Source organism: Streptomyces vietnamensis, assembly GCF_000830005.1.
GTDB lineage: Bacteria > Actinomycetota > Actinomycetes > Streptomycetales > Streptomycetaceae > Streptomyces > Streptomyces vietnamensis.
Map to the genome: position 1 here is coordinate 3,401,417 of NZ_CP010407.1, position 13,757 is coordinate 3,415,173.

General features: G+C 72.3%; 15 protein-coding genes and 1 tRNA gene. 11 read left to right on the forward strand and 5 right to left on the reverse strand.

Going from position 1 to position 13,757, the window contains the following annotated elements; translation table 11 throughout:
* Positions 1–46: 46 nt before the first annotated feature.
* The 6 genes from SVTN_RS15005 to SVTN_RS15030 all read left to right on the forward strand — a co-directional run bounded on the left by SVTN_RS15005 (position 47) and on the right by SVTN_RS15030 (position 4,008).
* A complete protein-coding gene (locus SVTN_RS15005) occupies positions 47–1,363 on the forward strand; it encodes a type III PLP-dependent enzyme domain-containing protein (protein ID WP_041129552.1) in 1,317 nt (438 codons plus the stop codon).
* Positions 1,364–1,395: 32 nt separating this feature from the next.
* Positions 1,396–1,878, forward strand: coding sequence for an SRPBCC family protein (locus SVTN_RS15010; protein ID WP_041129553.1), 483 nt, complete (start codon positions 1,396–1,398; stop codon positions 1,876–1,878).
* A gap of 151 nt (positions 1,879–2,029) precedes the next feature.
* The gene (locus SVTN_RS15015) at positions 2,030–2,416 is read left to right on the forward strand and encodes a roadblock/LC7 domain-containing protein (RefSeq protein WP_041129554.1); all 387 of its coding nucleotides are present in this window, start codon (positions 2,030–2,032) and stop codon (positions 2,414–2,416) included.
* Positions 2,413–3,165 (forward strand): hypothetical protein, encoded by a 753-nt coding sequence (locus SVTN_RS15020; protein WP_041129555.1) that lies wholly within the window; start codon positions 2,413–2,415, stop codon positions 3,163–3,165. The genes SVTN_RS15015 and SVTN_RS15020 overlap by 4 nt, the downstream gene beginning before the upstream one ends.
* A complete protein-coding gene (locus SVTN_RS15025) occupies positions 3,165–3,599 on the forward strand; it encodes a roadblock/LC7 domain-containing protein (RefSeq protein WP_078908358.1) in 435 nt (144 codons plus the stop codon). The genes SVTN_RS15020 and SVTN_RS15025 overlap by 1 nt, the downstream gene beginning before the upstream one ends.
* Positions 3,600–3,636: 37 nt before the next feature.
* Positions 3,637–4,008: a hypothetical protein gene (locus tag SVTN_RS15030; protein WP_041129557.1), complete on the forward strand. Its 372-nt coding sequence runs from the start codon at positions 3,637–3,639 to the stop codon at positions 4,006–4,008.
* Positions 4,009–4,021: 13 nt separating this feature from the next.
* On the opposite strand, the gene SVTN_RS15035 is transcribed toward SVTN_RS15030, so the two are convergent.
* Together SVTN_RS15035 and SVTN_RS15045 are read right to left on the reverse strand one after the other, a co-directional pair.
* The gene (locus SVTN_RS15035; RefSeq protein WP_041129558.1) at positions 4,022–4,855 is read right to left on the reverse strand and encodes a MurR/RpiR family transcriptional regulator; all 834 of its coding nucleotides are present in this window, start codon (positions 4,853–4,855) and stop codon (positions 4,022–4,024) included.
* A 345-nt stretch (positions 4,856–5,200) separates the two neighbouring features.
* Positions 5,201–6,589: a cystathionine beta-synthase gene (locus tag SVTN_RS15045; protein ID WP_041129560.1), complete on the reverse strand. Its 1,389-nt coding sequence runs from the start codon at positions 6,587–6,589 to the stop codon at positions 5,201–5,203.
* Positions 6,590–6,692: 103 nt separating this feature from the next.
* Between SVTN_RS15045 and SVTN_RS15050 the strand changes: the two genes are divergently transcribed.
* From SVTN_RS15050 to SVTN_RS15060, 3 genes are all read left to right on the forward strand, one after another.
* Positions 6,693–7,697 (forward strand): SGNH/GDSL hydrolase family protein, encoded by a 1,005-nt coding sequence (locus SVTN_RS15050; protein ID WP_245727546.1) that lies wholly within the window; start codon positions 6,693–6,695, stop codon positions 7,695–7,697.
* Positions 7,698–8,137: 440 nt separating this feature from the next.
* Positions 8,138–9,358 (forward strand): acetyl-CoA C-acetyltransferase, encoded by a 1,221-nt coding sequence (locus SVTN_RS15055; protein WP_041129562.1) that lies wholly within the window; start codon positions 8,138–8,140, stop codon positions 9,356–9,358.
* A gap of 345 nt (positions 9,359–9,703) precedes the next feature.
* Positions 9,704–10,546, forward strand: coding sequence for a hypothetical protein (locus tag SVTN_RS15060; RefSeq protein WP_041129563.1), 843 nt, complete (start codon positions 9,704–9,706; stop codon positions 10,544–10,546).
* A 118-nt stretch (positions 10,547–10,664) separates the two neighbouring features.
* Here the strand turns inward: SVTN_RS15060 and SVTN_RS15065 are convergent, their stop codons facing one another.
* On the reverse strand, positions 10,665–10,994 hold the full coding sequence (locus SVTN_RS15065) for a hypothetical protein (protein WP_041129564.1): 330 nt from the start codon (positions 10,992–10,994) through the stop codon (positions 10,665–10,667).
* Positions 10,995–11,103: 109 nt separating this feature from the next.
* Here SVTN_RS15065 and SVTN_RS15070 point away from each other — a divergent pair, with 109 nt between their 5' ends.
* Positions 11,104–11,334, forward strand: a complete 231-nt coding sequence (locus SVTN_RS15070) for a DUF4287 domain-containing protein (protein WP_041129565.1) — start codon at positions 11,104–11,106, stop codon at positions 11,332–11,334.
* A gap of 88 nt (positions 11,335–11,422) precedes the next feature.
* On the opposite strand, the gene SVTN_RS15075 is transcribed toward SVTN_RS15070, so the two are convergent.
* A complete protein-coding gene (locus SVTN_RS15075) occupies positions 11,423–12,301 on the reverse strand; it encodes a Bax inhibitor-1/YccA family protein (protein WP_041129566.1) in 879 nt (292 codons plus the stop codon).
* Between the two features lie 186 nt (positions 12,302–12,487).
* Positions 12,488–12,572 (reverse strand) — tRNA-Leu (locus SVTN_RS15080).
* 391 nt (positions 12,573–12,963) lie between these two features.
* Between SVTN_RS15080 and SVTN_RS15085 the strand changes: the two genes are divergently transcribed.
* The gene (locus SVTN_RS15085; RefSeq protein ID WP_041129567.1) at positions 12,964–13,734 is read left to right on the forward strand and encodes an ABC transporter ATP-binding protein; all 771 of its coding nucleotides are present in this window, start codon (positions 12,964–12,966) and stop codon (positions 13,732–13,734) included.
* The last annotated feature ends 23 nt before the right edge of the window (positions 13,735–13,757 follow it).

Genomic DNA, 13,757 nt, shown 5'->3' on the forward strand with positions numbered 1-13,757 from the left:
GCGTACCGGCCACGCCGGGGACGAGGCATGGACGAGACTGGGCCGCATGGCCTCCTCCCGTCGCGATCTCGCCGTCCGAGCCACCGTCGATCAAGGACTCCTCACCCCCGCCGAACCGGTCGTCGCCCTCCTCGACACCGCCGGCATCCGCGCCTCCGCCACCGCCCTGACCAGCGCTTTCGCCGCCGTCACCGACGCACACGTACTGCACGCCTTCGCCGTGAAGGCCACCCCGCTCGTCCCCGTCCTGCGCCTGCTCCACGAGGCCGGGCTCGGCGTCGAGGTCGCCAGTCCCGGCGAGCTGGCCCTCGCCCGCGCCGCCGGCGTCCCGCCCGCCCACACCGTGTTCGACTCCCCCGCCAAGACCCCGGCCGAGCTCCGCCAGGCCCTCGCGCTCGGGATCGCCGTCAACGCCGACAACCTCCAGGAGCTGGCCCGCCTCGACGCGCTCGTCGCCTCCGCCCCCACCGCCTCACCGCTCGGCCTCCGGGTGAACCCGCAGGTCGGAGCCGGTTCCATCGGCGCGCTGTCGACCGCGACCGCCACCTCCAAGTTCGGCGTGACGCTCCGCGACGAGGGCGCCCGCAAGGCCGTCGTCGCGGCCTACCTGGAGCGGCCCTGGCTGACCCGGCTGCACACCCACACCGGCTCCCAGGGCATCCCGCTCGCCCTCATGGCCGAGGGGGTCGGGGAGGCGTACGCGCTCGCCGAGGAGATCAACCGGACCGCCGGCCGGCAGCAGATCGACACCCTCGACATCGGCGGCGGCCTGCCGGTGAACTTCACCTCCGACGAGGAGACCCCGACGTACGCCGAGTACGCCCGGCTGCTCGCCGACACCGTCCCCGGCCTCTTCGACGGCCGCTACCGGCTCGTCACCGAGTTCGGGCGCTCCCTGCTCGCCAAGCACGGCACGATCCTCGCCCGGGTGGAGTACACGAAGAACTCCGGCGGCCGCCCGATCGCCGTCACCCACGCGGGCGTGCAGCTGGCCACCCGTACGGTCTACGCCCCCGAGTCCTGGCCGCTGCGGATCCTCGCGTACGACTCCGGGGGCCGCCCCCGCACCGGGGACGTCACCGTCCAGGACGTGGCGGGCCCCGCCTGCTTCGCCGGGGACCTCCTCGCCCGGGGCCGCGCGCTGCCGCTGCTCCACCCGGGGGACGTCGTGGCGGTCCCGGACACCGGCGCGTACTACTTCGCCCACCACTACGCGTACAACAGCCTGCCCCGGCCCGCGATCCACGGCTTCGCCGTCGACGGCGACGGGGCGGTGACGTTCACGACCGTGCGGAAGGCCCAGACGCTCGACGAGATCGTCGCCGAGGCGGGCGGGGCGCGGGCGGACGCGCTGGTCCGGTAGCGCTCCGGGGGCGGCCCGGTTTCGATGAGGTCATGACTGGAACGGGTACGGACGCCACCACCTCCGTCGTCGTCGAGCGCCGGGTCGCCGCCTCCCCCGGGCGGGTCTGGGAGTCGATCACCGACCTGCGGGACCTGCCCCGCGTGCTCTCCGGCGTCGACCGGGTGGAGGTCCTCACCGAGGGCGTCTTCGACGTGGGCACGCGCTGGCGCGAGACCCGGCGGATGCTGGGCAAGGAGGCCACGGAGGAGATGACCGTGACCGAGTGCGAGCCGCCCGACCGGTACGTCACGGTCGCCGACTCGCACGGCATGCACTACGTCTCCGAGCTCACCCTGACGCCCGACGGCGCCGGGTCCACCACCCTGCGGATGGCCTTCTCCGCCCGGCCCGCCGACGGCCGCACCCCGGGGCTCACCGCCCGGCTGCTCGCCCGCTTCGGGGCGAAGGCGGTCGCGAAGGCGCTCGCGAAGGACCTGTCCGACATCGCGCACGCCGTGGAGTCGCGCGGCTGAGCCCCCGACCGAAGATCGCTTCGGATCAATTCGCGTCAGACAGCGGCATGTTCCGATGGAAAATGCCAGAACGCCTCCCCGGGGTACGAACGTTCAGTAGCGTCATCGTCACTGCCGCACGTTCGCACGCCGCATCGGGAGGGGAACCCGCGTGCCCGGAATCGACGAGTGCCTCCTGGAGGCCATGGCCCTGCCCGGGGCCCGGGGCGCCTCCCTGGTCGACTGGACCAGCGGACTCGCGCTCGGGACGGCGGGCGACTCACCGGTCGGCGACCACGAGACGACGGCCGCCGAGACCGCCGAACTCGCCCGCTCGGCGGCCGAGTTCGACTCCTTCACCACGGGAGGGGAGCAGGAGGGCCCGCCCGTCGAGGACCTGATCGTCACCACCCGCGCCGGCTACCACGTCCTCCGCTTCGTCGAGACCTCCTTCGACAGCAGCGTCTTCCTCCACCTCTGGCTCGACCGCGACTCCGGCAACCTCGCCCTCGCCCGCCTCCGGCTCCGCGACCTCGCGGACAGGCTGGTCCTGGGATGAGCGTCTCCCCGATGCTGGTGAGGCTCGCCGCCGAGAAGGCCACCGGCGCCCTGCTCCGCGACCACGGCACGCTCTACCTCGTCGACGGCCGGGTCGTGCACGCCGAGTCCCCCGCCGCCCCCGGCGTCGACGTCCTCCTCACCACCGGCGGCCGGCTGCCCCGCGAGGGCTGGGACGAGGCCGTCGACCGGGCCGGGGCGCACCGCGCGGTCGGCCGCTTCCTCGTCGACAGCGGCCGGCTGCACGACGGCGAGCTGGAGATATGCCACCTCGGCGCCGTCTTCGACGCGGCCTTCTTCGCCCTCTCCCCCACCAGCGGGCCGACCCGCTTCCGGTACGGGGTGGGGCACTGGTTCGGGACGGTGCGACCGGTCTCCGCCGAGGCCGTCGAGCGCGAGACCGTGCGCCGCCGCGAACTCCTCGACGCCGTCTGGCCGTACGCCTCCGTCGACACCGCCCCGGTCGTGCCGCGCCCCGCCGCCCCCGGCCAGACCGTGGGGGCCCGCCGGCGCGCACTGCTCGCCGCCGCCGACGGGGAGCGGACCCCGGCGGAACTGGCCCGGCTGCTCGGCCGGCCCGCCTTCCACACGCTCCTCGACGTGCGGCGCCTGGCCGCCGCCGGGCTCGTCGAGACCCCGCCCGAACCCGACCCCGTACCGCCCCCGCCGGTGCTCTTACCGGCCCCGCCGGTGGCCGATCCCGACATCGCCCTGCTGCGCCGGCTCCGTGACGCCCTGGAGGCCCTGTGATGAGGCGTGCGCTACGCATGCGCGCCGAGAGGAGGCAGCTGATGACGGCAGAGGCCGAGGTGCTCGGCGAGCTCAGACGGCTGCGGGCGCGACTGCCCCAGCTCACCGGGGCCCTGGCGGCCAGCGCCGACGGGCTCGTGCTCGCCCACGACACCGTGGACGGCGAGGCGGAGAGCGTGGCCGCGCTGACCGCGGCGGCGCTCGGCGTCGGCCAGCGGCTGACCGACACCACCGGGCAGGGCCTCTTCCGCGAGCTGCTCGTACGGGGCGAGAACGGCTACGTGGCGACGTACGCGGCGGGCGGCTCGGCCGTCCTGACACTGCTCGCCGAACCCCGGATCAACGTGGGGCGGCTCCACCTGGAGGCCCGCAGGTCCAGTGCCCGGATAGGGGAACTCGTCGACGGCGCGCTGGAACGCAAAGACCTGAACTGACACCGAGTCCCGAACAGCGAGAAGGAAGTACGACACCATGGCGAACACCGAGACCTCCCTCAAGGAAGCGGCCCAGATCGAGGGCGCCATCGGCGCGGCCCTCGTCGACTACACCAGCGGCATGGCGCTCGGCACGATCGGCGGCGGCAACGAGCTCGACCTGGCCGTGGCCGCGGCGGGCAACACCGACGTCGTCCGGGCCAAGGTCCGGACGATGGAGATGCTGGGGATCAAGGACGAGATCGAGGACATCCTGATCACCCTCGGCGGCCAGTACCACCTGATCCGGCTCCTCAAGGGGCGCGGCACCAACGGCCTCTTCCTCTACCTGGCGCTCGACAAGAACCGCGCGAACCTGGCGATGGCCCGCCACCAGCTGAAGAAGATCGAGGCCGAGCTGGAGATCTGACGGTTCGGGGGGCCTACTCGACGAACAGGCCCCGGGCCGCCGCCTTCGTGTCGAACTCCTCGAGGCGCGCCTGCGCGTCGGGGAGTTCGTCCGCCATGGCCTCCAGGAGGACCCGCCCGAGCAGCATCGGCGCGCAGGCCGTGTCGAAGGCGAGCCCGGTGCCGACGGCGGCCGGGATCAGCAGGTCGCTGTGGGCGGCGACGGGCGCGAAGGCCGACTCGGCGACGGTCACGACCGTGAGCCCGGCCTTGCGCGCGTACTCCAGGGCCTCGACGACCTCCTTGGGGTGCCGGGGCAGCGCGAAGCAGAGCAGGGCCGTGGCCCCGGCCCGTACGGCGGCGTCGACGCGGTCCGTGAGCATCGAGCCGCCCTCGTCGAGGAGCCGGACGTCCGGGTGCACCTTGGCGGCGAAGTAGGCGAAGCCCCGCGCCTGCGAGGAGGCGGCCCGCAGCCCGAGCACGAGCAGCGGCCGGGAGCCGGCGAGGAGCCGCCCTGCCCGCTCGACGGGCGCGGGGTCGGCGAGGAGCCCGGCGAGGTGCCGGAGGTTCTCGATCTCGGCGAGCACGGCCTGCTGGTACTCGTTGTGCCCCGAGGGCTCCTCGGCGGCCGCGGGCAGGCTCTCCCGCAGGTGCTTGCGCAGCGCCGGGTAGCCGTCGAAGCCGAGGGCGACGGCGAAGCGGGTGACGGAGGGCTGGCTGACCCCGGCGAGCTCGGCGAGTTCGACGCTGGACAGGAACGGCACGTCGCCGGCGCGCCGGACCATGGAGTGCGCGATCCGCCGCTGCGTCGGCGTCAGCCGGTGCCCCTCGAAGAGCGCCTGCAGCCGACCGGCCGGGCTGTCGCTCATGCCGCCCCCTTCACCTATTCACCCGCGGAAAACTCTGCATAAGGATATGCAGGCAGGATAGGCAGGCGGGAGAACGTACGGCCAGCCCCGCGATGCGGGGCCGGCCGGAAGAGGAGCGCGGGGACCGTCGCACCCCCGTCACCGGGGGGCGGGACGACGACGGTCCCCGCGAGGGACACGGGCCCGGGTCAGGGCCGGTCACCGCGTCCGCGACGTCTGTGGAGGCCCGGGAGCCGCTCCGGAAGTCCGTGACGCCGACGACCACCAATGTGCCGGACGCGTGTTAAGCGGGTGCTGCGGGTACGTGTCGCCCTCGTACCATTCGCACGAACTGCTTCGTACCGCTTACTTCGTGCCGCCGTTGGCCAGGAAGGCCAGCAGGTCCTGACGGCTGACGACACCGGTCGGCTTGCCCTCGACCAGCACGATCGCCGCGTCGGCGGACTCGCCGAGGACGGACATCAGGTCGGCGACCGGCTCGCCGGAGCCGACCTGCGGCAGCGGCGCGCTCATGTGCTGCTCCAGCGGGTCCTCCAGGGAGGCCTTCTTGGTGAAGAGGTGGTCGAGGAGCTCGCGCTCGACGACCGAGCCGACGACCTCGGCGGCCATGACGTCGGGGTGGCCGGCGCCGGGCTTGACGATGGGCATCTGGGAGACGCCGTACTCGCGCAGCACCTCGATGGCCTGGCCGACGGTCTCGTCCGGGTGCATGTGGACGAGGGAGGGCATGTTGCCCTCCTTGTGGCGCAGGACGTCGGCGACGGTGGCGGTGGAGGTGTCCTCCAGGAAGCCGTGGCCGGCCATCCACTCGTCGCTGAAGATCTTCGACATGTAGCCGCGGCCGGAGTCCGGCAGCAGCACGACCACGACGTCGTCGGGGCCGAGCTCCTTGGCGACCTCCAGGGCCGCGACGACGGCCATGCCGCAGGAGCCGCCGACGAGGAGGCCCTCCTCCTTGGCCAGGCGGCGGGTCATCTGGAAGGAGTCCTTGTCGGACACCGCGACGATCCGGTCCGTGACGTTCCGGTCGTACGCGGTCGGCCAGAAGTCCTCACCGACGCCCTCGACCAGGTACGGACGGCCGGAACCGCCCGAGTAGACCGAACCCTCCGGGTCCGCGCCGATGACCTTGACCTTCCCGCCGCTGACCTCCTTGAGGTAGTTGCCGGTGCCGGAGATCGTGCCGCCGGTACCGACGCCCGCGACGAAGTGGGTGATCTTCCCGTCCGTCTGCTCCCAGAGCTCGGGGCCGGTCGTCTCGTAGTGCGAGCGCGGGTTGTTCGGGTTCGAGTACTGGTCGGGCTTCCAGGCGCCCGGCGTCTCACGGACGAGACGGTCCGAGACGTTGTAGTACGAGTCGGGGTGCTCGGGGTCGACGGCCGTGGGGCAGACGACGACCTCGGCACCGTAGGCCCGCAGCACGTTGATCTTGTCGAGCGACACCTTGTCGGGGCAGACGAAGATGCACTTGTAGCCCTTCTGCTGGGCCACGATCGCCAGGCCCACGCCGGTGTTGCCGGACGTGGGCTCGACGATGGTTCCGCCGGGCTTCAGCTCGCCGCTCTGCTCGGCCGCCTCGATCATGCGCACGGCGATCCGGTCCTTGACCGAGCCGCCGGGGTTGAAGTACTCGACCTTGGCCAGAACGGTCGCCTGAATGCCCGCTGTGACGTTGTTGAGCTTCACCAGCGGGGTGTTGCCGACGAGGCTGATCATCGAGTCGTGGAATTGCACCGTAATCTCCGGGGTCTCCGTAATGGTGTGGCCAGCGTATGCGTAGTCGGAGCGGGTTACGGGGCAGTTACACCCTGAACGGCTTGAAGGAGGTGACGGCCCCATGTCGAGGGCGAGGGTGGCGCGACGGATCGCGGCGGGTGCGGCGTACGGCGGCGGGAGCATCGGGCTGATCGGGGTGGCGGCGGTGGGCCTCCTCCTGGCCGAGGCGCAGCTGGCCAAGCGCACGGTCTACGGCGCCCCGGCACCGCTGCCGCCGGTGGCGGACGGCCTCTACGGCCGGGCCTTCGGCACGGACGACCCCCTGAGACTGGCCCTTCTGGGTGATTCCACGGCGGCGGGCCAAGGGGTCCGCCGCTCGGGTCAGACCCCGGGCGCCCTGCTCGCCTCCGGGCTCGCGGCGGTGGCGGAGCGGCCGGTGGTCCTGCGGAACGTGGCGCTCTCGGGGGCGCGCTCGGACGACCTGGAGCGACAGGTCTCGCTGCTGCTCGCGCAGCCCCTCGGCCCCCCGGACGTGTGCGTGATCATGATCGGGGCGAACGACGTGACGCACCGGCTGCCGCCGACGGAGTCCGTACGACTCCTCGCCTCGGCCGTGCGGAGGCTGCGGACGGCGGGCGCGGAGGTGGTCGTCGGCACCTGCCCCGATCTCGGCACGATCGAGCCGGTCTACCAGCCGCTGCGCTGGCTGGCCCGGCGGGCCTCGCGACAGCTGGCGGCGGCGCAGACGATCGTGGTCGTGGAGCAGGGGGGCCGGACGGTGTCGCTGGGGGACCTCCTCGGCCCCGAGTTCGCGGCGAACCCGCGCGAGATGTTCGGCATCGACAACTTCCACCCCTCGGCGGAGGGGTACGCCACGGCGGCGATGGCGGTCCTGCCGACGCTGTGCGCGGCGCTGGGCGTCTGGCCGGAAACGGACCGGCTGGAGCCGGAGCGGCGGGAGAACATGCTGCCGGTGGCGAAGGCGGCGGCGGAGGCGGTGCGGGAGGCCGGTACGGAGGTCACGGGCGCGCGTGCCCCGTGGGCCCTCCTGAAGCACCGGCGCCGGCGCCGGCTCCCGGTCCCCACGGAAACCCCGACCCCGTCCCCGGAGGACGCCCAGGCATAACGCCACCGCCCGCTGCGGGCCCGCGCCCGCCCCGTTGTGGGCCGCGCCCGCCGGGGCGGTGCCCCCGCCGCCCCCGTTGTGGGCAGTCGTTCCGCTGGGGCGGAACGGGTGGGCACAACGGACCCGCGCCCTGCCGGCGCCCGAGGCTTCCGGGCCTGGACCCGCACCCCCGGTGGCGGCACCCTTGTGGTGCGGGTCAAGGCGCGGAAGCCTAGGCCCGGCCGGGGGGCGCCGTCCCGTGTGCCCACCCGTCCCGCCCTGCGGGACGATTGCCCACACGGCAGCGGGGCACCGCCCAGCACGGCGCGGGCCCGCACGGCAACGACCTGAGCGCTCGCTTAGAAAAGAGGTCCGCGTCACACCGTTCCGGCGGTGACCCGTGCGGTACGTACGGGTAACTTCCTGTTCAGTCCGCCCACTCCGCACCCTCTGGAGCCGTGATGCCCGAAGCCGTGATCGTCTCGACCGCCCGCTCGCCCATCGGCCGGGCCTTCAAGGGCTCCCTCAAGGACCTGCGGCCGGACGACCTCACCGCGACCATCATCCAGGCCGCGCTCGCCAAGGTGCCCGAGCTGGACCCGCGCGACATCGACGACCTGATGCTCGGCTGCGGCCTCCCCGGCGGCGAGCAGGGCAACAACCTGGGCCGCATCGTCGCCGTGCAGATGGGCATGGACCACCTGCCGGGCTGCACGATCACCCGCTACTGCTCCTCCTCCCTGCAGACCTCCCGCATGGCGCTGCACGCGATCAAGGCGGGCGAGGGCGACGTCTTCATCTCGGCCGGTGTCGAGATGGTGTCCCGCTTCGTGAAGGGCAACTCGGACTCGCTGCCCGACACGCACAACCCGCTCTTCGCCGACGCCGAGGCCCGCACCAAGGCCGTCGCCGAGTCCGAGGGCTCCACCTGGCACGACCCGCGCGAGGACGGCCTCGTCCCCGACGCGTACATCGCGATGGGCCAGACCGCGGAGAACCTGGCCCGCTGGAAGGGCATCAGCCGCCAGGAGATGGACGAGTTCGGCGTCCGCTCGCAGAACCTCGCCGAGGAAGCCATCAAGAAGGGCTTCTGGGAGCGCGAGATCACCCCCGTGACGCTGCCCGACGGCACCGTCGTGTCCGCGGACGACGGCCCGCGCGCCGGCGTCACCCTGGAGGGCGTCCAGGGCCTCAAGCCGGTCTTCCGCCCCGACGGCCTGGTCACCGCCGGCAACTGCTGCCCGCTGAACGACGGCGCCGCCGCGCTCGTGATCATGTCCGACACCAAGGCCCGCGAGCTCGGTCTGACCCCGCTGGCCCGGATCGTCTCCACCGGCGTCTCCGGCCTCTCCCCCGAGATCATGGGCCTCGGCCCGGTCGAGGCCTCGAAGCAGGCCCTCAAGCGCGCCGGCCTGACCATCGGCGACATCGACCTCGCCGAGATCAACGAGGCCTTCGCCGCCCAGGTCATCCCGTCCTACCAGGACCTGGGCCTGGACCTGGACAAGGTGAACGTCAACGGTGGCGCCATCGCCGTCGGCCACCCCTTCGGCATGACCGGCGCCCGGATCACCGGCACGCTGATCAACAGCCTCCAGTTCCACGACAAGCAGTTCGGCCTGGAGACCATGTGCGTCGGCGGCGGCCAGGGCATGGCCATGGTCATCGAGCGACTGAGCTGAGCCGTAGCGGAGGGTAGGGGTCGCCTGAGGAACGAAGGCGACACCTGCCCGCAGCGGTGGCGAAGCTCAGTGCGACCAAAGAAGCGAGCGACTGAGCTGAGCACCGCCCGCTCTCCACGCACCGAGCGCGTCAACCGCTCCGCGTCCGAGCCGTGACCGAATCTCCCCCAGGATGTGACCTACGTCCCGGGGGAGTTCGTTTTCCCAGGTCAGAGCTGTTTCGGGACTAAACGCCTGGCAGAAATACCTGTCCAATTCGTGACGTAATGCACTGACAGCGGGCACCACCCCGGGACAAGCTGATGTAGGAAGTCGGGGGATCGACTCGGAATCGGGAGTACGTCAGTGAGCGCCATGTCTCTTGCCCTGCTGCTGACCACGGCCGCTGCCACGGCCGTGGGCGCTGCTGCCCTGCACGCCGTCCACGGTCTCCGCAAGGAGGTCACCGCCCTCCGGGGCGAGCTGGCCGCCGGTCACGGCGGTACGGTCCCCGCGGCCCGCACCTCGCCCGCCGCGGAGATACGGGCCGCGGTCGCCGAGGCGCTGGCCGAGGAGCGGGAGCGCGAGCTCGCCGAGGCGCGCGCCTTCTGGGCCGCACAGGAGGCCCGTGACGCGGCCGACGCCCCGTCCCTGCTCGGCGGTCTGGGCGGCCCGGTCGACGACGGCACCTTCTTCGTGCCGCGCCAGGCCGACTTCGTGGGCATGGAGGCGATGGCCCTGGAGGCCATGGAGGCGGAGGCCGCCGCGCTCGACGGCCCCGACCCGCTGGACTCCTTCGACTCCTTCGAGGAGTACCCCGAGGACTCGGCCGAGCTGGCCGCGGCCCGCCGCCGGCACCCCTCGCACCCGGACTTCGTGCCGGTGCAGACGCCGGTCGTCACCGACCACGAGCGGACGGTGGCCCGTCTGGAGGAGCTCGCGGACACCCGTACCGCGCTCACCGACGTGCGCCCCGGCCCGCTCGGCACGCTCGACGTGTACGTCTTCGCGGACGGCACCACGCTCTGTATGACCCCGGGGCACCGCGAGACCGCGGAGCGCCTCGCGGAGGCCCTGCGCTCGGGCCGCACCCCGGTCCTGCTCGGCGGCTCGGGCGTCTCGGGCGCCTTCGCCCTGACCTTCTCGTACGGCGACTCGGACGAGGAGAACGTCTACATCCTCGCGGACCGCGTCATCGCCTCCCTCTGACTCCGCGCCCCTAGGGCCCGGAAAAGCCTCTCGGCGGAGCCGCACACGCCGCCTCGAGGCGCTGCGGCGGCCTCCGACCGCCGATCGCGGGGGTGCCCGGGACGTCCGGCCCGCGGCGTCAGAGCCCCGAGCGCTCCGCCGCCTCCCGTACCAGCCTCACGGCCTCGTCCAGCTCCCCCGCGCGGGAGTCGGCCGGGGCCGTTCGCAGGATCTCGGCCAGATCGTTCCCGGCGACGGCGAGCTGGTCGCCCACCGCGAACAGGCCCGCGTCCGGCATGATCCGCGGCTCCCGGTCCGGGTCCTCGGCGCGCTGGGCGCGCACCGACAACTCCCTGGCCAGGGCCAGCCCTTCGGCCGCCGCGCCCTGCTTGAGGCGGCTCTGCGGGGCCGCCCGCAGCCGGTCGGCGAACCGCTCGACGGCGGTGGTCAGTTCAGTCGTATCGTGCACGCCGCGACCCTACGCGCCCTCCCGGGCCCCTTGCCAACGGCCGAAGGCTTCGGCACGGTGACGGGAAGGAGTACGAGAAGCACACGGTACGAAGCGTCCGGAGGCGCCGATGTCCCACACTTTCTCCGAAGAGACCCATCGCAACCTGCTGGCCCGGATCCCGCGCCGCACCGGCCGTGAGATCGCCGACTGGATGCGCACCGTCGAGGAGGGCCCCTCCCTCCTCCGCTTCGAGGAGCGGGTCAGCTGGCTCCGCGGGGCGCACGACCTGGCGTACGGCCACGCGAAGGCGATCATCCACGAGTACGACCTGCGGCGGGCGGCGCGCAGGCTGCTCTGAGACCCGCCCCGCCTCCCCGGCAAGCGGACAAGCGGAAGGGCCCGCCCGGCACGAAGCCGGACGGGCCCTTCCGTCACCTCGGTACGCGTCAGTCGTCGCCCTGCAGGATCGACAGCAGACGCAGCATCTCCAGGTAGATCCACACCAGGGTCATGGTGAGACCGAAGGCGGCCAGCCAGGCCTCCTCGCGCGGCGCGCCGTAGGTCACGCCGTCCTCGACCTGCTTGAAGTCGAGGGCGAGGAAGCAGGCGCCCAGGATGATGCCGATGACGCCGAAGACGATGCCGAGGCCGCCGCTGCGGAAGCCGAGGCCGTCACCGCCGCCGAAGACGGCGAACAGCAGGTTGACGGCCATGAGCAGCACGAAGCCGATCGCGGCGGCCATCACGAAGCCGTAGAAGCGGCGGGTGACGCGGATCCAGCCCATCTTGTAGGCGATGAGCACACCGGCGAAGACCGCCATCGTGCCCAGGACCGCCTGGATGACCACGCCGTCGGCGATGTACGTCGAGACGACGGCGGAGAGCACGCCGAGGAAGACGCCCTCGAAGGCGGCGTAGCCCAGGATCAGCGCGGGCGTCGGCTTGCGCTTGAAGGACTGCACCAGCGACAGGACCAGGGCGACCAGACCGGCGCCGACGGCGATGCCGTACGACTTGTTGAGGTTCGCGGGGTCGACCGGCAGCAGCAGCCAGGACAGGACGGCGGTGAGCACGACCGTGCCGAGCGTCATGGCCGTACGGCTCACGACGTCGTCGATCGTCATCACGTTGCCGCGGGCCTGCTGCGGGGCGCCGAGCTGGGTGTCCTGCGGGGCGTACGGGTTGGTCGCGTACGGGTTGCCCGTGGCGTACGGGTTGGTTCCGACGGCGGGGCCCCCGGCCTGCGGCTGCTGCGCGTTGAAGCCCGCGTAGCCGGCGTCGCGGCTGAACCCCCGTCGCGAGAAGACCGGGTTGCTGCTCCTCATCTCACTCCTCCATGGCGGACCGCACGGCGCGACCCTGCGTCAAGAGTAATGCGTAGGCAAAAGAAACTCCCTAGTGCTCGGGGAGGATCTTTTCCCGTGAGTTCTCGATCTTCGTCGGCGGTCGGGGTCCCCGCACGACCGGGCTCGCCCCGTGCCGCCGGAGCGGCTGCCGGACCGGCGAAACCATGGTGCCCGGAACCGGACTCGAACCGGTACGGCCCGAAGGCCAGCGAGGTTTAAGCTCGCCGTGTCTGCATTCCACCATCCGGGCGTCGCCGCGAAGCTCCGCGTTGGCACATGAGCCTATCGGGACGCCTTCCCCCGATCAGCGGAACATCGGCCCGATGTTGTCTTATTTTATTGACGTCTGAGGGTGCGTCAGTGCAGGTCGGGGCGGTTTCGCCAAACTGTGACTGGGGTCGCAGGCGCAAAGCGGCACCCCCTGGAATGACGAAAAGTCGCCGCAGGTCTGTCACCTCCGTCCGGTGGGTTCCCCGCCGGACGGAGTCAGGGGTCCCGTCATCCCAAAGGAGGAGGGACCGGCCCCCCGGTCAGACTCGAGTCGGCCCCCGGAACGGGCACGTGGGCGGACGACCGGGGCCATAACGCTCGACACGATGGAGGGGTTCCCGAATCGCCGTCGCAGTGACAGGAGTCCTCCCGTGACCACCACCCCCACCGTGTCCCGCGCCACCGCGGTGGCCGCCCGCGCCACGGATCTCTCGAAGGTCTACGGACAGGGCGAGACCCAGGTGGTCGCCCTCGACCATGTCACCGTGGACTTCCGCCAGGGCGAGTTCACCGCGATCATGGGCCCCTCCGGCTCCGGCAAGTCGACGCTCATGCACTGCGTCGCCGGCCTGGACTCCTTCTCCTCCGGCTCGGTCCGGATCGGCGAGACGGAGCTCTCCACCCTGAAGGACAAGCAGCTCACCCAGCTGCGCCGGGACAAGATCGGCTTCATCTTCCAGGCCTTCAACCTGCTGCCGACGCTGACGGCCCTGGAGAACATCACGCTGCCGATGGACATCGCGGGCCGCAAGGCCGACAAGCAGTGGGTCCAGCAGGTCATCGACATGCTCGGCCTCTCCGGCCGGCTCAGCCACCGCCCCTCCGAGCTCTCCGGCGGCCAGCAGCAGCGCGTGGCCGTGGCCCGCGCCCTCGCCTCGCGCCCCGAGATCATCTTCGGCGACGAGCCCACCGGAAACCTGGACTCCCGCTCGGGCGCCGAGGTCCTCGGCTTCCTGCGCAACTCGGTACGGGAGCTGGGCCAGACCGTCGTCATGGTCACCCACGACGCGGTGGCCGCCTCCTACGCGGACCGCGTGATCTTCCTCGCGGACGGCCGGATCGTCGACGAGATGCTCCGCCCGACGGCGGACGGCGTCCTCGACCGCATGAAGGCCTTCGACGCCAAGGGCCGTACGAGCTGACGCGCAGTCGCCCCCGCCCTCCG